The 19,568-nt window shown below is 36.2% G+C and carries 12 protein-coding genes; 7 read left to right on the forward strand and 5 right to left on the reverse strand.

All coding sequences use genetic code 11. The features are described 5' to 3' along the window. Nucleotides 1-2: 2 nt before the first annotated feature. Genes rnc through pyk form a run of 3 tightly spaced genes read left to right on the forward strand, consistent with a single transcriptional unit; the run spans nucleotide 3 to nucleotide 2,656 of the window. Nucleotides 3-767: a ribonuclease III gene (gene rnc, locus ACM39_RS15075; protein ID WP_048511871.1), complete on the forward strand. Its 765-nt coding sequence runs from the start codon at nucleotides 3-5 to the stop codon at nucleotides 765-767. Continuing rightward, nucleotides 745-1,218 carry an IPExxxVDY family protein gene (locus tag ACM39_RS15080; protein ID WP_048511872.1) on the forward strand — a complete coding sequence of 158 codons (474 nt, stop codon included), beginning with the start codon at nucleotides 745-747 and terminating at the stop codon, nucleotides 1,216-1,218. The genes rnc and ACM39_RS15080 overlap by 23 nt, the downstream gene beginning before the upstream one ends. Beyond that, the gene (pyk, locus tag ACM39_RS15085) at nucleotides 1,211-2,656 is read left to right on the forward strand and encodes a pyruvate kinase (protein ID WP_048511873.1); all 1,446 of its coding nucleotides are present in this window, start codon (nucleotides 1,211-1,213) and stop codon (nucleotides 2,654-2,656) included. Before ACM39_RS15080 ends, pyk begins: the two co-directional genes overlap by 8 nt. A 106-nt stretch (nucleotides 2,657-2,762) precedes the next feature. On the opposite strand, the gene ACM39_RS15090 is transcribed toward pyk, so the two are convergent. The 3 genes from ACM39_RS15090 to hutI form a co-directional block, all read right to left on the reverse strand. After that, nucleotides 2,763-4,055 (reverse strand): aldehyde dehydrogenase family protein, encoded by a 1,293-nt coding sequence (locus tag ACM39_RS15090; protein WP_048511874.1) that lies wholly within the window; start codon nucleotides 4,053-4,055, stop codon nucleotides 2,763-2,765. 140 nt (nucleotides 4,056-4,195) lie between these two features. Then, nucleotides 4,196-5,116, reverse strand: coding sequence for a formimidoylglutamase (hutG, locus tag ACM39_RS15095; protein WP_048511990.1), 921 nt, complete (start codon nucleotides 5,114-5,116; stop codon nucleotides 4,196-4,198). 82 nt (nucleotides 5,117-5,198) lie between these two features. Next, a complete protein-coding gene (gene hutI / locus ACM39_RS15100; protein ID WP_048511875.1) occupies nucleotides 5,199-6,422 on the reverse strand; it encodes an imidazolonepropionase in 1,224 nt (407 codons plus the stop codon). Between the two features lie 145 nt (nucleotides 6,423-6,567). Between hutI and ruvB the strand changes: the two genes are divergently transcribed. From ruvB to coaE, 4 genes are read left to right on the forward strand one after another with little or no spacing between them, the layout of a single operon-like run. After that, the gene (gene ruvB / locus ACM39_RS15105; RefSeq protein WP_048511876.1) at nucleotides 6,568-7,590 is read left to right on the forward strand and encodes a Holliday junction branch migration DNA helicase RuvB; all 1,023 of its coding nucleotides are present in this window, start codon (nucleotides 6,568-6,570) and stop codon (nucleotides 7,588-7,590) included. A 3-nt stretch (nucleotides 7,591-7,593) separates the two neighbouring features. Continuing rightward, nucleotides 7,594-8,205: an FMN-binding negative transcriptional regulator gene (locus ACM39_RS15110; RefSeq protein ID WP_048511877.1), complete on the forward strand. Its 612-nt coding sequence runs from the start codon at nucleotides 7,594-7,596 to the stop codon at nucleotides 8,203-8,205. Nucleotides 8,206-8,228: 23 nt separating this feature from the next. After that, nucleotides 8,229-9,095, forward strand: a complete 867-nt coding sequence (locus tag ACM39_RS15115; RefSeq protein ID WP_048511878.1) for an MBL fold metallo-hydrolase — start codon at nucleotides 8,229-8,231, stop codon at nucleotides 9,093-9,095. Between the two features lie 3 nt (nucleotides 9,096-9,098). Further along, nucleotides 9,099-9,734 (forward strand): dephospho-CoA kinase, encoded by a 636-nt coding sequence (gene coaE, locus ACM39_RS15120; protein WP_048511879.1) that lies wholly within the window; start codon nucleotides 9,099-9,101, stop codon nucleotides 9,732-9,734. 141 nt (nucleotides 9,735-9,875) lie between these two features. Here the strand turns inward: coaE and ACM39_RS18745 are convergent, their stop codons facing one another. Continuing rightward, a complete protein-coding gene (locus ACM39_RS18745; protein ID WP_053073337.1) occupies nucleotides 9,876-16,262 on the reverse strand; it encodes a GEVED domain-containing protein in 6,387 nt (2,128 codons plus the stop codon). Nucleotides 16,263-16,432: 170 nt separating this feature from the next. Next, the gene (locus ACM39_RS15130; RefSeq protein WP_048511880.1) at nucleotides 16,433-19,414 is read right to left on the reverse strand and encodes a reprolysin-like metallopeptidase; all 2,982 of its coding nucleotides are present in this window, start codon (nucleotides 19,412-19,414) and stop codon (nucleotides 16,433-16,435) included. Nucleotides 19,415-19,568 lie beyond the last annotated feature (154 nt).

A 19,568-nucleotide genomic window follows, 5' to 3' on the forward strand; every position in this document is an offset into this window, starting at 1 on the left:
GAATGGAGTTACAGAAATACTTTTCTAAATTCCTTCTCAAACAAAGAAAAAGAAAATTAACGGAGAGAGACTATTTCCTTAGTACCGAACTAAATAAAATGTTGGGCACCGAGGTACAGAATGTCGCGCTTTATCGTGAAGCTTTTTCTTTAAAAAACTCTTCTAAAAATCAAGACAACAGTAATTACGAAAGACTTGAGTTTTTGGGAGATTCTGTTTTGGGTACAATTATTTCTTGTCATTTATTCCAGGCCTATCCTCATGCCAATGAAGGATATTTGACACAAATGAAATCTAAAATTGTTAATAGGAAAAATCTTAATAAATTAGGAGAAGATTTAAAACTCACAAGCCTTTTGCAAAAGCAAAACTCTGTAGCTTTAGGTGAAAATATCTCCGGAAATTTATTCGAGGCACTCATCGGTGCGGTTTACCTAGATTTTCAATATGATTTTTGTAAGAAAATTATTTTGGAAAGATTACTGACACCAACCGAAATTAACAAACTTGAAAATAAAATTGTAAGCTACAAAGGTCTTCTGCTGGAATGGAGCCAGAAGAAAAAAGTAAATATAAAGTACGAAACTTGCGAAGAAATTCAGGGAAATAAGGCGATAGTATTTCGTTGCCATGTTTGGCTCGGGGAAGAAAAAATCGCCAACGCCACAGAGACTTCCAAGAAAAAAGCAGAAGAAAAGGCAGCACAGCGGGCATTTTATATTTTAAACAAAAAAGAAAATATACTTGGAAATCCAAAAACTTTATGATTTAGACGATATAGAATTTGAAGATATTACCATAGGATTGGTGAGATTAGCTAAAAATATACCTGATCATGAGTTTTTTTTTAAAATAAATCACAATAACAATCTTAAATTTTCCAGAAAACAAGATTTAGTGTTGCATGGAGATTATTATGATTATTTTTTTCCAAGGTTTGAGGCTTACCATAAGTTTACAAAGACCTGTTTTACTTTTATTTCGAATAAATCTACAGAAAGTAAACAAAAAAAACTACAAACTGAACTCTTCTCAGAAGAAGATAACATTAAATTTTTATTAAATAATCAGGTAGAAGTGCAATATATTTTGCATAGTTCGGAACAGTTTCCTGATTTTTCCGTAATTTTGCTCCCTGAAAATCTTGTGTTTCCAATTCAAGATTATACATTAGGTTCTGAAGAAGAACTTTATCAAATTATCCAGTATTATGAATAAGTATTTAAAGAAGACAAAAATTATCGCAACACTTGGGCCGGCTTCATCGTCGAAGGAAGTAATGTTAGGATTAATGAAAGCGGGTGTTGACATTTTTAGAATAAATTTTTCGCACGCAGATTACGACTTAGTTCGAACAAATATTGATATTATCAGAGAGCTTAATAAAGAGTATGGCTTTTCGGTAGGTATTTTAGGGGATCTTCAAGGTCCTAAGCTGAGAGTAGGTGTTGTAAAAGAAGGTTCTTATCTTAACCCTGGAGATATTCTTACATTTACCAATGAGAAAATAGAAGGAGATTCTACAAAAGTTTATATGACTTATCAACAATTTCCTCAGGACGTAAAAGTTGGTGAAAGAATTCTTATTGATGACGGAAAGTTAGTTTTGGAAGTAACTGAAACTAATGAAAAAGATACGGTAAAAGCTAAAACAATTCAAGGGGGGCCTCTAAGCTCTAAGAAAGGGGTAAACCTGCCCAATACGAATGTATCTCTTCCTGCTTTGACAGAGAAAGATATTCAGGATGCCAACTTTATGCTAGATCAGGAAGTTGACTGGATTGCTCTTTCTTTTGTACGTCATGCTCAGGATATTATTGATTTAAAAGAATTAATTGATAAGCATCCGAATGGAAAAATGAAAACTCCGATTATTGCTAAGATCGAAAAACCTGAAGGCGTAAAGAATATAGATGAAATCCTTTTAGAATGTGACGGACTGATGGTTGCGCGTGGAGACTTAGGCGTTGAAGTTCCTATGGAAGAAGTTCCTGCCATTCAGAAAACTTTAGTTGAAAAAGCAAGATTTTATTCTAAACCTGTAATTATCGCTACTCAAATGATGGAAACGATGATTAACAGCTTAACACCAACAAGAGCGGAAGTAAATGACGTGGCAAACTCTGTATTGGATGGTGCTGATGCGGTGATGCTTTCAGGGGAGACTTCTGTTGGTAGATATCCTGTACAGGTAGTTGAAAATATGGCTAAAATTGTGAAAAACATTGAAATGACACATTTTTACCAGCACAAAAACGAACCGATCGAAAAAGATTATAATTGTATTGATGAGAGATTCATCACAAACAGAGTATGTCTTGCAGCGGTAAGAATCGCAAAAACTACAAATGTTGCAGCAATCGTTACATTAACGCATTCTGGTTATACAGCTTTTCAACTGGCAGCTCACAGGCCAGATTCTCATATCATTGTTTATAGCGGAAATAAGAGAGTTATTACTATGCTGAACCTACTTTGGGGAGTTCATGCATATTATTATGATATGAAGAAATCTACTGATGAAACAATCATTCAGGTTAATATGCTGACACACAATCATGGTTATATTGAATCCGGAGATTTCGTCATCAACATCAATGCTACTCCATCTTACGAGGGAGGAAAAACAAATACGTTAAGATTAACTACGGTTTAATTAATTAAAACCCAATGAGCTAAAATAAATTAGCTCTTTAATAAAAATAAAAACTCCCGAAAATTTCGGGAGTTTTTTTATGTGTAAACAGAGTCTTTAAAAGTCATCAGTTTCCGACAATTGTCTTTGCAGTTACAAATTCTTTTAAAGCCAGTAAAGAAAGCTCTGTCCCGTATCCGGAAGCCTTTGTTCCACCGAATGGGAAACGCGGATCTGAGCTCGTCATCCTATTGATATTTACGGTTCCTGATTCAAGGTTTTCGATAAAGAATAACTGACGATCTTTGTTTTTAGTCCAAACCGAATTTGAAAGTCCGAAAGGAATATTATTTGCCATTTCCAATGCTTCTTTGTCACTCTCAGCAGTCATTACCATTCCTAGTGGCCCGAATAATTCTTCCTGCAGAATAGGATTTCCTTCTTTCACCCTGATCAATCCCGGCTTAAATTCATTATCTGAAATTCTTTCTAATGGAATAATGATTTCAGCACCATTTTCCAATGCTTTTTTAAACTGATTTTCCAAATCATCTGCCAAATCAGGCCTTGCCATTCCTGCAATTTGTGTTTCTTTATTCATAGGATCATCCGGAACAAATTTTTGGTATTCTTCAATGAATTTTGGTAAAAATTCACTTTCAATTTTACGGTCAATGATAAATCTTTTTGCAGCAACACAAGTCTGTCCGCAATTTTGAAGTCTTGCTTTTGCTCCTACTTTTGCAGCTTCATCCAAATCAGCATCATCCAACACGATGAAAGCATCACTACCTCCTAATTCAAGTAAAGATTTTTTTATGTTTAAGCCTGCCGTTGCAGCAACTTCTCCTCCTGCTTTTCCACTACCCGTCAGACTTACACCTTTTACTGCATCGTGTTCAAGAATTTCTTTCACCTCTTTGTGCCCAACCTCAAGATTTTGGAACACCCCTTCAGGGAATCCCGCCTCTAAAAGAACTTCTTCGATAGCATTTCCGCTCCCGAAACAGATAGAAGCATGTTTCAGAACCACTGTATTTCCTGCCAAAATAGCAGGTGTTGCAAATCTCAATACTTGCCAGAAAGGAAAATTCCACGGCATTATCCCTAAAATAGTTCCTTTTGGAGTATAATGAACCTCAGAATAATTATATTCAGAATCAATTTTTTCCGGCTTTAATATATTTTCAGCATCTGCATAATAATTCATCATTAAAGCACACTTTTCTACCTCAGCAATCGACTGTGAAATTGGTTTATTCATTTCCTTTGTAATGATTATACCAAATTTTTCTGAATTATTCTTCAAAATTTCAGCCGCCTTTGCAATTAATTTCTGTCTGTCTTCGAATGGTATTTTTTTCCATTCTGAAAATGCCTTATCTGCTTTGATAAGTTTATTTTCAATTAATTGTTCCATAATATAATTCCTGTTTTCAAATTCAAATAATGAATTTATTAATGCCTTTATTTTAAAAGCATCATGAAAGCAACAAATTTTGTTCCTTCCATTTAAATAAAATAATGATTTTTTCTATCAATTGAATATAATTTTCTAGCCTAAATCATAAACCATTCATTTATAAGACATGCCGCCAGTCTCGCTGTTCTGTCCTGAATATCATAAATAGGATTGACTTCCGCTACATCTAAAGCCAACAGTTTTTTATTTTGTAAAATATGTCTGTAAAAATGCATAAATGTAGTGTCTGCAAAAATTCCATTATAAGCAGAAGCTGAAACTCCCGGTGCAATAGAAGCATTAAAAACATCCATACAAATTGTGAGATAAGCATAATCAACATTATCCAGCAATTCATCAATTCTTTGGTAAACTGAAGGAAGATTTTCAAAAAATAACTCATCTGCAAGAATGTATTTCATTCCATATTGATGAGCTGTATCAAACAACTTCAATGTGTTTGAATTTCTCTGAATTCCAATATGTAGAGAATTGATTTCGCCTTCCTGGGCAATTTGCCAGAATCCGGTTCCTGAGCTCACTCCTATTCCATCTTCAGGCTGTCTGTTATCAAAATGGGCATCAATATTAATAATCCCGATTTTCTGCTCAGGAAAAGCCGTTTTTACGCCTAGATAATGGGCATAGGTTACTTCATGCCCTCCACTTAAAACAAGTGACTTTCCTCCTTTTAATAGAACTTTAGAAACATTTTTGGCAAGATTATTTTGAGTATTTTCCAAATTACCATCATCACAGGTAATATTTCCAAAATCAAGCAATGAAAAATCAGGAAATATCACCGGAAAATTGGCCATATTTTTTCGGATAATATCCGGAGCATCTTTTGCGCCCTGTCTTCCTTTATTTCTACGAACACCTTCATCCACAGCAAATCCGTGTAAAACGAAATTATTAGTTGAAATCATATCGTAATCGCTTTCTATTTTCACTCTTTGAAATATTCTGTGGTAAAGAAGTTCTTCCCCATCTAATCTGCCTTGCCAAATATTGTTCATCATTAATTGATTTTGTGTATATGTGTTTTAATTGTCATGCTGAGAGCATACGGGCTATATAAGTCCTAAATTAAGAGTTATTTTAAATTCTATTTCCGTCAATATATATACTTTCAGCTTTCAGACTTCCCTGGTTATAAAGGATATTCTGAAAATTGTTTGTTTTAAAAGTTATAAAATCTGCTTTCCATCCTTCTTCTAATTTTCCTCTGTCTTCCAAACCAAGTGCAAATGCTGAACGAAATGTAATTCCCGCCAAAACCTCTGCAGTGGTCAACTTCTCAAATGTTGCTAAAACGGAGGCTTGGGTAATTAAATTTCCCATTGGTGCTGAACCCGGGTTCCAATCGCTTGCAATCGCCAGAATTGCTCCTGCATCCAATAATTTTCTAGCCGGGGTAAATTTTTCACCTAATCCTAAACTTGCACCCGGAAGAGCTGTTGCAACTGTATTGGATTGGGCTAAAAACTTTATATCTTCATCAATCGTAGCTTCCAGATGATCTGCAGATTTTGCACCAACTTCTACTGCAATTCTTGAGCTTCCAGGCGTAAATTGGTCTGCATGTACTGTAATTTCAAAACCTAAGCTTTTAGTTTTAAGTAAGAAATCTCTACTTTCTTCAGGCTGAAATGCTGATTTTTCAATGAAAATATCCACACGCTTTGCCAGATCTTCCCCTTTTACTGTTGGTAAAATTTCAGTTAAAATATAATTTAAATATTCTTCGTTATTACCAGCAAAATCTCTTGGCTTCAGATGTGCCGAAAGACAAGTCGGAACTAAGGTTGCCTTTGTTCTTTCCTGAGCTTTTTTTATCATTCGAAGCATTTTCAACTCATTTTCTACATCTAAACCATACCCGCTTTTTATTTCAATAGTTGTAATACCCAGAGAAATTAAAAAGTCAATTCTTTCTAATAAAGTTTTTAATAATTCTTCCTCCGAAGCGTCTCTTGTATGCTGAACAGAGCTCCAGATTCCTCCCCCGCTTTCAGCAATTTCAAGATAAGTCTTCCCGGCATTACGCATAGCAAAATCATTTGCGCGATTTCCTCCAAAACAAATATGTGTGTGAGAATCAACAAAAGCAGGAAGAACGATGTGTTCTTCTTCGATCATTTCAATCTCTATATTTTGATTTTCAGATTTCAGGGTTTCAAAATTTCCTATTCTTTGGATTTTTTTATTATCAACTAAAATTCCTCCATCAACAATGATTTCAAGTTGTTCGTCAGACAGCTTTCCTCTTAACGGAAGATTGGCAAGTGTTATAACTTGCTTAAATGGACCTATAAGTTTCATTATGTATTATTAAGACTAAAAGTCTGTTTTTTATAAAAATTTCTTCTCTCAAAAATACTTAAAATATCTCTTCTTCTCAAATCTTAATTTCAGCTATAAACCTTAACCTAAATTTCCTATCTTTGAAGTAAATGAAATTGAATTAATGCCAGATTTCTTACACCCAGATAAAGAAAATTATTCCCGCGAAGAGCTCATACAGGAAGATCAAATTCGTCCTCAGAGCTTTAAGGATTTTGCAGGACAAAGAAAAACTTTGGAAAACCTCGAAGTTTTTGTCACTGCTGCCAAAAAACGTGGCGGAGCGCTTGATCATGTTCTATTGCACGGCCCTCCAGGTCTGGGCAAAACAACTTTAGCAAATATTATTGCCAACGAACTTGGCGTAAACTGTAAAATCACTTCAGGTCCCGTATTGGATAAACCCGGAAGTTTGGCCGGCTTATTAACCAATCTGGAAGAAAACGATGTTCTTTTCATTGATGAAATTCACCGACTTTCACCTATCGTGGAAGAATATTTGTATTCAGCGATGGAAGATTATAAAATAGATATCATGCTTGAAACCGGTCCGAATGCCAGAAGCGTTCAGATTGGGCTGAATCCTTTTACATTAGTTGGTGCCACTACCCGAAGCGGAATGCTTACAAAACCAATGCTGGCAAGATTTGGTATTCAAAGCAGACTGGAATATTATACCGTTGAGCTTTTATCAATGATCATTCAAAGAAGCTCAAGAGTTTTGGGGGTGAAAATTTATGAAGATGCAGCGATTGAAATTGCAAGAAGAAGCCGTGGAACCCCAAGAATCGCGAATGCTCTTTTGAGAAGAGTCCGAGATTTTGCCGAAATAAAAGGAAACGGTGAAATTGAAATTAATATTACCAAATATGCTTTAAATTCATTAAATGTAGATGAATTCGGGTTAGATGAAATGGATAATAAAATCATGCGTGTTATGATTGAAAATTTCAAAGGAAAACCTGTCGGAATTTCGGCTTTGGCAACATCCATTGCAGAAAATCCTGAAACACTGGAAGAAGTTTATGAACCGTTTTTAATTCAGGAAGGGTTTATTATCAGAACTCCGAGAGGCAGAGAAGTCACCGAAAAAGCATACAAACATTTGAATATTGCCATACCCAGAAATCCAGGAGAATTATTTTAAATCATGTTTATTCCTAAATTATATAAAAGTGAAGATTATAACCTGATGAAAGAAATCATCAGAGAAAATTCTTTTGCTTTATTAATTTCTTCTGTTGATAAAATCAGAGCAACACATTCTATGATGATGCTGAATGAAGATGATACAGAAAATATTTATATTGAAAGTCATATTTCGAGAGCAAATCCGCAGGCAAAAATCTTGAAAAACGGAGATGACGTTCTTTGTGACTTTTTGGGAGTGCATACTTATATTTCGAGCAGTTGGTATGACCATATCAATGTTTCAACCTGGAATTATGAAGCCGTGCAGATTTATGGAAAAGTTGAATTGATGAATCAGGAAGAATTGTACAAACATTTAGATAAATTGACTTCCAAATACGAAAAATTTCAGCAATGCCCGATGATGGTGAAAGATATGGGAAAAGAATTTGTGGAGAAAGAAATGAAAGGTGCTTTTGGTTTAAAAATTATTCCTACAGAGATTTTTATTAAACAAAAACTTTCTCAGAACAGGAAAGCACATGATTTCCAAAATATCATTTCAAATCTTGAAAATGGCGACGAAAATGGAAAGAAAATTGCTGAGAAAATGAAATTATTGATTAAATAATACATTATAAAACTTAATATTATATGAAACTATATCCAATACAATGTGGAAAATTTAAATTAGATGGCGGTGCCATGTTTGGAGTCGTCCCAAAGAGTCTGTGGGAAAAAACTAACCCTGCAGACGAAAAAAACTTAATAGAACTAGGAACCCGTTCCCTTCTTGTAGAAGACGGAAAGAAATTAATCTTGATTGATTGCGGCCTTGGGAACAAACAGGACGACAAATTCTTCGGTCACTATTCGCTTTGGGGTGATGATAATTTAGACAAAAACCTGAAAAAATATGGTTTTGTGAGGGAAGATATAACGGATGTTTTCCTGACTCATCTTCACTTCGACCATTGTGGTGGGGCTATTGAATGGAACGATGACAAAACAGGTTACAGACCAGCGTTCAAAAACGCACAGTTTTGGACAAATGAAAATCACTGGCAATGGGCAACAGAACCTAATGCAAGAGAAAAAGCAAGCTTTTTAAAAGAAAATATCATTCCGATTCAGGAAAGCGGACAACTGAATTTTTTACCACTTCCTACTACCGGAAACTATAGTTTTGCCCCGGATTTGAAAATGGACGTAATTTTTGTTGACGGTCATACAGAGAAACAGATGTTACCTGTCCTTCAATATCAGGATAAAACGGTTGTTTTTGCTGCAGATTTGATTCCTACAGTTGGACATATCAATCAGGTGTATGTAATGGGGTATGATACCAGACCACTTTTAACTTTAGAAGAAAAAGGAAAATTCTTAAAACAGTGTGTGGATAATGAATATTTATTGTTTTTTGAACATGATGCCCATAATGAATTGGCAAGCCTTAAAATGACAGAAAAAGGAGTGAGACTTGATGAGACATTTAGCTTTAATGATGTTTTTGGATATTAAATTATGGAAGAATTACATTCAGAAACTCAGAAAGTAGAACCAGACCCATTATCAACATCAAAAATTATTGGTTTAACAGGGGGAATAGGTTCGGGAAAATCTACCGTTGCAAAATTCATTGAAGAATGCGGGTTTCCGGTCTATTATTCGGATGACAGGGCAAAAACAATTGTCAATGAGAATGATGATTTAAAGATAAAAATCAAAGAACTTATAGGTGAAAAAGCCTATACCGAAAATGGTGTTTATGATAGAAAATTTGTGGCTGAAAAAGTTTTTAATAATAAAGATTTACTCCATAGCTTAAATGAAATCATTCACCCTGCCGTTCGAATTGATTTTGAAAACTGGGTGAAAAAACAGACTCAATATTTAGTTTTTAAAGAAACCGCTTTATTGTTTGAATTAAGACTAAACAAAGAATGCTATAAATCTCTTTTGGTAACAGCAGAAGATAATATAAGAGCTAAAAGGGTAATGGATAGAGACGGTAAAACTTATCGCGAAGTAGAAGCCGTAATGGAGAAGCAAATGCCCGAAAAAGACAAGATAAAACTGGCTGACTATATCATTTACAACAATACCAATTTAGAAGATTTAAAAGAACAAACCGAAAAAATAATCTTTGAGATTGAATAAAAAAATCAGACTCGTTGGATATTGTTCTGACGAGTTTTTTTCTTTTTACAATTTTTAAGTTGCCATCTAAAAAAAATAGGCTCTCATTTCTGAGAGCCTATTCCTATAAGGTAAATAATGAATTCATTATTTATTTAATGATTATTCTTTGATAAACTTCTTCTGTGCTTTACCCTGAACATCATCGATGTCAATCACATACACGCCACTTACCAATTTCCTAACATCAATATTGTTGTTTAAGATTAATCCGCTCGAAACTAGCTGACCTGCTGCATTATAAATCTTATAATTCGCTTTCTTGCTGATATTCTTAACATACAATATCGTACTTACAGGGTTAGGATAAATCATGATATCTGTCTGATTCACTGTATTCACTACAGGATTCTTAGAGATTCTCACCGTATAATCCTCTACTTCACCTGCTGCAAAACTTGTACAGTTTACCGGTATAGACCCTTTCTGCAACGCAACTCTCATGACTACATATTTGTAGTCTGTCATGCTTACAAACGCATCTGCCGGTACACTGAACGTGCCGTTTACAGGTGTGGTCTGATTGGGGGCCACTGCAAGGATTCTTTCATTGATATCAAAAGTACCGCTTCTGTCAAATTTTTTAGAACCCTGAATCAATTCAATGAATTTCAACGGATTACCTGTGTAATCTGAATAGTTAGACGAATTTGAATCATTAGTCATCTCAGGTTTACCATTCGGTTTTACGGTTACGTTCGAAATATATTCTGACACTCCGCTCTGAGACTGCATCTGACAGTAAATAACCGTAGGGGTCGTAAAGTAGTAAGGAGGAGTGTATGTCCCGGGTGTTCCGTTACACACATTCACAACCTGCATTTCATATTTCGTTAATTCTAATAATCCCGTAATCGTATAAGTATTGGTAGAAACAGGAACATTGGTCCAGCTCGGAATTCCTACTTTTCTGTATCTCAAGATATAAGTAGCTCCAGGGTAAGAATCCCAAACCACTACAGCCGTTGTTGGTGTAAGGTTAGTAATCGTTAAGCCTGGTGGAGGCAATTCACAAGTTCTTTCTGTTGTAAATACTTTTGGATTCGACCATGGATTAGGAGTAGTCTCTCCAACACACTGATTAGCTATCTGAACTTCATAGCTTGTATAAGGATCTAAGCCTGAAAGCGGATAAGTATTCGCCGGTGGGTTGGGTAAATTAACTGTAGTCCATGTAGTAGTTCCTACGATTCTATATCTCATGATATATGTAGAACTCGCCGCAAGAGGTGTCCAGGTAATTAATGCCGAGTTTGTAGTAATGTTACTGATTGTAACAGTAGGTGGCGTAGGATCACATCTTGTAGTAAATGTCTTAATTGGCGTAAATGTTCCCGGTGTAGCTCCACAAACAGCCGCAACCTGTACTTCATAAGTCGTAGCAGGTGTAAGACCTGTCAACTGAAGCGGAATATTTCCAATAAGCGTAGAGACTGTTACAGATGTCCAAGTTGTAGTACCTAAAACTCTGTATTGTACCACGTAACTAATATTATTCGTAGCAGCTGTCCAGTTTATTGTAGCTGTATTGTGAGTAATTGGGTTAATAGTTACGTTTGTAGGTGTGGTGGTAGCACACGGTCTTAATCTTACCGCATAATCTTCTACTTCTCCATTTGTAGCATTTTGACACATTACAGGTGCGCTCGTACGTTTTAGCACAACTCTCATTGTAGTTGTCAATGGTCCGTTGTATGCTGTTGTAGGAACACTGAATGTATTATTCACTGTAGCTGTTGTACTTGCTGCAGATGCTAAAATTTGTTCATTTGATTCGAAAACTCCGTTTCTGTTGAAATCTATCCAGGCACTTACTGCATCACTTTGTGTAGCTGCACTCCATCCTTTAGTAACAGAAATCTGGTTTCCTGTAGATCCAATTTCCAAATTAACTAACGTGGCAGGAGCTGTATAACTAATATAATTAGTCTGAACTGATGTATTACTCATTGGAGGAATACCTGCGTTTGCAGAAGTCATTGTTACATTAGCGATGTAATCAGTCGTTCCTGTACCTGTCATGTTACAATACGTAATTGGTGTAGTAGTAAATGTTGTCGAAGGTGAGAATCCTCCCGTATTCGCACCACATTTCGTAGCTACCTGTACTTCATATTGTGTTTGCTCTGTAAGCCCCGTAATATTATAGCTGTTTCCTGGTGCCGGAACCGGGTTAATTGTATTAATCCAAGCAGCATCACCTACTTTTCTATATCTTAAAATATAAGTAGCACCAGTACTTGCCAACCAAGAAGCATTCGCTGTAGTTGCAGTAATGTTTGAAATAACTATTGGAGACGGAGCTGCTGTACTACACGGTTGGAGATCTACAAATTTAATTGCATAATCTTCTACCTCACCGTTACTCGTAAGTACAGAACAAGCATCTGTAGGAGTAAGGTAATATACAATTACACGCATCTTCACTTTGTTATTTCCTAAATAAGCATTAGCAGGAACAGGGAAAGTTGCTGTAACCGGAGATGTCTGAGAATATGACAAGTTCATGATTCTTTCTCCTCCGGCCGTAGTATATGGATTGTTATTAAAAATACCGTCACCATTAAAATCAATCCAAGCATACGTAGAATATGTACCCGTTCCGGTAAATGTTCTTCCTACTGAAAGTACGTTTCCAGCAGTACCACGTACCATTGTGATTAATTTAGTAGCATCATTAGAATAATCCGTATAAGTACTCGCTGCAGAGTTGTTACTCATAACAGAAGAACTTGTAGGAGTCATTGTAATATTACTAATCCAAGCTTCTGTGACTGTTGCCGTACCTGAATTACAATAAGTAAGTGCAGGTGTAGTAAAGATTACAGAACTGGACCAAGGCCCTTGTGTGCCACCACAAATTGTAGCTACCTGTACTTCATATTGAGTTTGTGCATTTAGGTTATTAATAGTATAAGGGTTCGTTGCCGGGTTCACAGTAATCCAAGTTGGAGAAGCTGTTGCTTTGTATCTTAGTGCGTAGGTTGCACCTGTAGAATTTAACCACGAAACCAAAGCAGTAGCCGCAGTAACGTTTGAAACGACGATAGGAGACGGAGCTGCTGTAGTACAACCTTGTAAATCTACAATTTTCACAGCATAATCTTCAATTTCACCATTTGCAATATTCACACAAGGATCAGTAACAGTTGATGATGAAACAATTACTCTCATTCTAAGAGTAAGAGGTCCGTTATATGAAGTTGCAGGAACAGTAAATGTTGCTGTGATAGGAGTCGTCGTACTTGCCGTAGTATTTACTACTCTTTCTCCTGTTTCAAAAATACCATTTCTGTTAAAATCGATCCAAGCACCAACTGCCAAACTTGTAGAGGTTCCTGTCCAAGACTTAGAAACTGAAATACTGTTATTTGTTGAGCTACGTACTAATGTCACTAATTTAGTAGGATCTGCAGAGTAATCTGTATAACCGTTCCCAGTCGTATCATTACTCATTACATATGAATTCGTTGGCGTAACAGTAACATTAGAAATATGCCCATTGCTACTAGTACCTGTAACTGTACAATAATTTACAGCCGGTGTAGTAAACTGATATGGATTCGTAAATGTTCCTTGAGTACCTGAACAAACATAAGCAACGCGTACTTCATATTGAGTCTGCTCAGTTAAATTTTGGATTGTATAAGCGTTGGTAGTTAATGGTACACTTTGCCATGTAGGATCACCTACTTTTCTATATTCTAACACATAAGTAGCACCTGCAGCAGGATCCCACATTACATAAGCTGAAGTAGCTGTAAGATTGGTCACCGTAAGGTTTAAAGGCGCATTACTTGTACATGGAATTGGCTGAATTAATTTTACAGCATAATCTTCAACTTCTCCGTAAGTATAGCTTGTACACATTACAGGTGAGCTGCTGAACTGCAATGCCACTCTCATTCTTGTAGTAGCAGGACCGTTATAAGCACCTGCAGGAACCGCAAAGGTAGCTGTAACAGGAGTTGTTGTACTTGCTGCCGAAGTCATTACCTGCTCAGAAGCTTCAAAAGTTCCGTTTCTGTTAAAGTCAATCCACACACCTACAGCTTCACTATAAACAGTTCCCGTCCAGAATTTAGAAACTGAGACAGTATTATTAGCAGAGCCAATAACCAAGTTTACCAAAGCACTAGGAGTTGTTGAATAATCTGTATAAGTGCTGCCTGCTGAGTTATTACTCATAACAGAAGCTCCAACAGGAGTTACAGTTACATTAGATATGTACTCGTCTGAAAAATTACTAGACTGCATTTGGCAATAAGTAAGCCCCGGAGTTGTAAAGTTTACAGAAGCAGAGAAATTACCCTGAGTACCTGAACAAACATTTGCTACCTGAACTTCATACTGAATTCCATCAGAAAGACCATTTAATGTAACAGTATTTGTTGTAGCAGGAACAGTTTGCCAAGTTGTACTTCCTACTGGACGATATTGTACAACATAAGTAGCATTTGCCACAGCATCCCAGGTAACAGTTGCCTGTGTCTGAGTAATCCCGGAAACTGCAATACCCGTAGGAGGAGCACTTGTACAAGCCGTTAAAGTTGCAACAGTTGCAGTGCTTACAGCATAAAATACATTTCCAACCGCGCTCACTCTGATTTTAATAGTAGCACCCACAGCTAAAGCCCCAAAGTCTACTGTTTCAGAACCATCATTTGCAGTACTGGCAGAAACCGTAGTCCAGGTAACTCCATTATCTGCTGTATAATCTATTTTAACGTTGGCAACATTATATGGTGCTGCAGTGGTATTAACAACATCCCAAGCTACAGTAGTTGGTCCGTTATTATATACACTAGTCGTATTTACTTTAAAAGGACCATTATTTCCAACTACAATTGTCTGCTCAGCAGTTTGAGTTTGCTGTTGATTGGCAACAGGATTGTTATCTCTTACTGTTACAGCAAATTTTGTAGTTCTCGCAACCGTTGAAACGGCTTCCCATAAGTTGTTTGAATTATTTAAAACTCCAGATAACACAGATGATAATCTAGGAAAATATCTAGTTGGACTTGTTGTAGGCAATAAAGACCTAAATGAAGCACCCGAAGTTGTATTTCCTAAATTATTTTTATTAACAGTAACACTTGCATTATCAACTTCTTCCCAAGTATACGTCATTGGATCATTTTCAGCATCCGTAGCAGAAGCTGTCAGTACAAACGCAGTACCTTTAGGAATATTATAAGTAGGCAAAGCAGCAATTACCGGAGGGTTATTTGTAATTGCAGTTTCTACATCACAAGTTTTATTTGTTAAATTTGTTTGCACTTGTCTGATACTTGCAATATGAAAATAGGCATCAGAATGCGGCTGGACATCAGTATTAGCACCCGTAATACCTGCATATCCCATAATTGTAGATCCTGAGCCAGGCTCCTGGTTCATACCCGTTCCTTCCAGACCGTGAGAAAAAGTGTGATTTGCCCCCAACTGGTGCCCCATTTCATGAGCAACATAGTCAATATCAAAATTGTCTCCCTGAGGAATACCATCCGCAGGAGAAGTATATCCTGATCCTTTCTGTTCATCGTTATTATTAGCCGGATTTACACAAACACAACCAATACATCCCGCATTACCTCCACCTCCGGAAGCTCCGAAAAGGTGACCGATATCGTAGTTTGCATTTCCGACGTTTGCAGTAAGTGTTTGTTGCAACTGCAAATTCCAGTTGCCCATTTGAGCAGCTGGAGAATAGGGATCAGTAGCGGCATTAGTATAAATTACTGCAGGATAATTTTGCAAGTTAAGATGTAATGCAAAATCTTTTTCGAAAACACCATTTACTCTTGTCAAAGTAGCATTAATCGCCGTCAAAGCTCCTGCAACAGTTCCCCCAAAGTATTGAGTATATTCACCTGTTACAGACATTGCCAACCTCATTGTTCTATACTTCTTATCAGAAGATTTAGCAAAATTAGTAGGTTGATTTGCAAATGATTTTCCGTTTTCATAAAGCTTCGCTATCTCTTGTTTAGATAGCTGATTTTCATTCATAGAACACAAAAAGCCCTCAGTGCTTTTATCTGTTTTAGGATGTACACCATAAACCGTTTTGTCTTTGTCAACAGGTTCTATAAATTCAGACTTACCATTTTTGACTATCATTGACTGAAAGTCATTTGGTGCTACACTGAATCTTAAATACTTGCCGGGATCATCAATCCCTACACCTACATAAGATCCGAGTTGATACTCATCTGCCAGTTCTTTCACTACAACAGGAAAGCTGTAAACTGCAAATTTTTCAATTTTCCCTTCTAAAGTCGGCAAAGAAATCGTAACCGATTTTGCATTGGGGCCCGTTTCTTGAGCTTTTGCCAATTGCGACCTTAATAAGGAAATGTCTAGAGAATAATAGTTCTTAATTTCAGAACTTCCTCTAATTTTTTCTCCACTGAATGTTGCAGGACTCCATTGTGCACTGGAAATCGCAAACAGAAAGAGGAGAAAGAAAGAAGTAAAAATTTTCTTCATAAGTTTCTCAATATATTATATTAACAATACAAATCTAATCATTTTTCGTTATTGATTTATCAGTTGAAATATTTTTTTTATGAAAATATCACAATATTTCATTTTATGATTTGACAATAAAAAAATCCTCAGGAAAAACCTGAGGATCTATAAGCATTTAAGCTAATTTATTATTTCTTAATGAATTTAAAGCTTTCTGAAATATTGTTATCTTTTATCGAGATAATATAGTTTCCTTTTAATAACTCTGTCACATTTACTTTATTGTTATCAATTGTTCCTTTCTTCACAATCTGACCTACAACATTATGAATTTCAAAAGTTGCTTTGTTTGAAACTTTTGTAACGTTTAAGATATCTGTTACAGGGTTTGGATAAATTCCGAAGTTATCTTTCGCTTTCACTTCATTTGTTGCCAAAGCTGTAGCAGTTACAACAACGTTATAGTCTTCAACTTCCCCATCATTGAAATTGCCTGTTCCGCACACCCATGCTGCCGGTGCTGATAATCCAATATTACTTGCTCCTGCATATCCAACAATAACTCTCATTCTTAAAGGTTGTCCTTCTACAACTGTACTTGTATTCGGAACGGTAAACGAACCTGTGAATGAAGAAGCGTTAGCTACCGGGAAGTTCAGAACTCTTTCAGTAGTATCAAAAACACCATCTCTATTGTAGTCTATAAATACCATTCCAAAATTTGCGGCTGATACCGATCCGGTAACAGTTAGAGAATAAGAATTTCCTTTTACAAGATTAACCTGAAGAGCAGGGTTTGTTGTAAAATTAGTATAGGTATTTGAACCTGATGCGTTGGTAACGTTTGAAACCTGAACATTTGAGATATAAAGAATAGCAGCAGTAGCCGACGAAGCAGTACAATAAGTTACAGAAGTAGTCAAGAAGTTTGTTGAAGCAGAATAAGCTCCCGGAGTTCCTGAACATACAGCCGCTACCTGTACCTCATAAGTTGTTGCATCATTAAGACCTGATAACGAAACTGTAGGTGAAGTAGATGATGTCTGTTGCCAGTTTGTTTCACCAACTTTTCTATAACGAATAACATATGTAGCATTGACAACCGGTGTCCAGCTAACAGTAGCACTGTTAAAAGTGATATTACTTGTAACCACTCCTGTAGGTGCTGTCCCGTCACATGGAGCAAAAGCTACTACATTGATTTTACCAATAGCATAGAATATATTATTAATAGAAGAAACTCTTAATTTAATAACCTGTCCGTTCATTGAAGACGGGAAAGTAAAGCTTTCAGATCCATCATTCGGAGTTGATGCTGCCAATACAGTCCAAGAAGTTCCATTATCCGTAGTATAATCAATTTTTACATTAGCAACATTGTATGGTGCTGCAGTAGTGTTTGCTACATCCCATTCAATAGCTGCCGGAGTGTTTACGTTAGCATACTGAGTATTTACTTTAAACGGACCATCATTTCCCACTACTATCGTCTGATCTGCATATTGAGTTTGCTTCTGATCAGGTGCAGGATTGTTGTCTCTTACTGTTACAGAAAAATGTGTTGTTCTCGGCACCATAGATACCGATTCCCATTCATTATTAGAATTATTTAACACACCATCAAGTACAGATGATAATTTAGGAAAATATCGTGTAGGACTTGTGGATGGAACCATAGATCTAAATGTGGCTCCGGATGTGGTAGTTCCTAAGTTGTTTTTATTGATAGTGACACTTGCATTATCCATTTGCTCCCAAGTATATGTAAGCGGATCATTTTCTGCATCTGTAGCTGAAGCTGTCAAAACGAATGCAGTTCCTTTAGGAATATTATAAGTTGGTAAAGCTTCAATTACAGGAGGATTATTTGTAATTACAGTTTCTACATCGCAAGTTTTACTAATTAAATTTGTTTGAACCTGCTTAATGCTTGCAAGGTGAAAATAGGCATCAGAATGAGGCTGCACATCTGTATTAGCACCCGTGATACCTGCATATCCCATAATTGTTGTACCTGAACCTGGTTCTACATTCACACCTGTTCCTGTCTCAAGAGCATGAGAAAATGTATGGTTTGCTCCTAACTGGTGACCCATTTCGTGGGCAACATAGTCTATATCAAAATTATCCCCTTGTGGTATTCCATCTGCCGGAGAAGTATATCCAGATCCTTTTTGTTTAGAAAGTGAAGTCGCAGGTGTACCGGTAGGATTAACGCAAACACAGCCTATACATCCCGCATTTCCACCGCCTCCACTGTCTCCAAATAAATGTCCGATATCATAATTATCATTTCCGACATTTAAGCTAAGTGCTCTTTGAAGCTGGACATTCCATCCGTTAGCATTAGATGCATTGTTCGGATCGGTTCCCACAGACGGAGCAGAATATGGATCCGAAGTTCCATCGGTGTAAATAACATTAGGGTAATTTTGCAGATTTAAGTGTAGAGCAAAATCTTTTTCAAAAACTCCATTCACTCTGGTCAAAGTTGCATTAATTTGAGCTAATGCCCCAGCCACGGTACCACCAAACTTTTGAGTGTATTCTCCAGTTACAGATACTACCAATCTCATTGTTCTGTACTTCTTGTCTGAAGTTTTTGCAAAATTTGCTGCCTGATTTGTAAAAGAGCTGCCTTGGTTATATAGCTCATTGATATCATTTATAGCAGCAGGATTTTCTGAAGTACTACATACAAAACTTTTTCCTTCTGTTTTTTTAGTTTTAGGGTGCACCCCATATACTGTTTTATCAGCATTTTGTGGTTCTATAAACTCATATTCTCCGTTTTTGATAATCATTGACTGAAAATCATTTGGTGCTACAGAGAATCTCAGGTATTTACCCGGATCATCCAGACCAACACCAACATATGAACCTAATTGGTATTGTTGTGCTAAATCTTTAACAACAACAGGAAAACTGTACACAGCAAACTTTTCAATTTTTCCATTTAAAGTGGGTAAAGAAATTTCTACCGGCTTTGCATTTGGTCCGGTTTCCTGAGCATTTTTGAGTTGTTCCTTAATTTTATTAAGATCCAACTTATAATAGTGACGTGAAAGAGAAGGTTTCTCTTTTTGTCTCGAAAATGTAGTCGGCGACCACTGCGCAAAAGCCGTGCCCCCTATTAAACTACAAAATAAAGCAGTAATAAGTTTTTTCATATGAAATAACAATTTTTAATTTATCAAAAATAGCTATACATTCTCTAAACAACAAAAAATATAGTTCTTATTTTATATTTTATATAAAAAAATAAAAATTTGGCTAAGATATTTTAACTGAAAAACACTAAAATCTATTAAAAGTATTTTAAAA

The organism is Chryseobacterium sp. FH2, from assembly GCF_001045455.1.
Lineage (GTDB): Bacteria > Bacteroidota > Bacteroidia > Flavobacteriales > Weeksellaceae > Chryseobacterium.

Bases quoted from the DNA above. Each gene is read 5' to 3' on its own strand.
- rnc (WP_048511871.1), top strand. From the start codon at position 3: ATGGAGTTACAGAAATACTTTTCTAAATTCCTTCTCAAACAAAGAAAA.
- pyk (WP_048511873.1), top strand. From the start codon at position 1,211: ATGAATAAGTATTTAAAGAAGACAAAAATTATCGCAACACTTGGGCCG.
- ACM39_RS15090 (WP_048511874.1), bottom strand. From the start codon at position 4,055: ATGGAACAATTAATTGAAAATAAACTTATCAAAGCAGATAAGGCATTT.
- hutG (WP_048511990.1), bottom strand. From the start codon at position 5,116: ATGAACAATATTTGGCAAGGCAGATTAGATGGGGAAGAACTTCTTTAC.
- hutI (WP_048511875.1), bottom strand. From the start codon at position 6,422: ATGAAACTTATAGGTCCATTTAAGCAAGTTATAACACTTGCCAATCTT.
- ruvB (WP_048511876.1), top strand. From the start codon at position 6,568: ATGCCAGATTTCTTACACCCAGATAAAGAAAATTATTCCCGCGAAGAG.
- ACM39_RS15110 (WP_048511877.1), top strand. From the start codon at position 7,594: ATGTTTATTCCTAAATTATATAAAAGTGAAGATTATAACCTGATGAAA.
- ACM39_RS15115 (WP_048511878.1), top strand. From the start codon at position 8,229: ATGAAACTATATCCAATACAATGTGGAAAATTTAAATTAGATGGCGGT.
- coaE (WP_048511879.1), top strand. From the start codon at position 9,099: ATGGAAGAATTACATTCAGAAACTCAGAAAGTAGAACCAGACCCATTA.
- ACM39_RS18745 (WP_053073337.1), bottom strand. From the start codon at position 16,262: ATGAAGAAAATTTTTACTTCTTTCTTTCTCCTCTTTCTGTTTGCGATT.
- ACM39_RS15130 (WP_048511880.1), bottom strand. From the start codon at position 19,414: ATGAAAAAACTTATTACTGCTTTATTTTGTAGTTTAATAGGGGGCACG.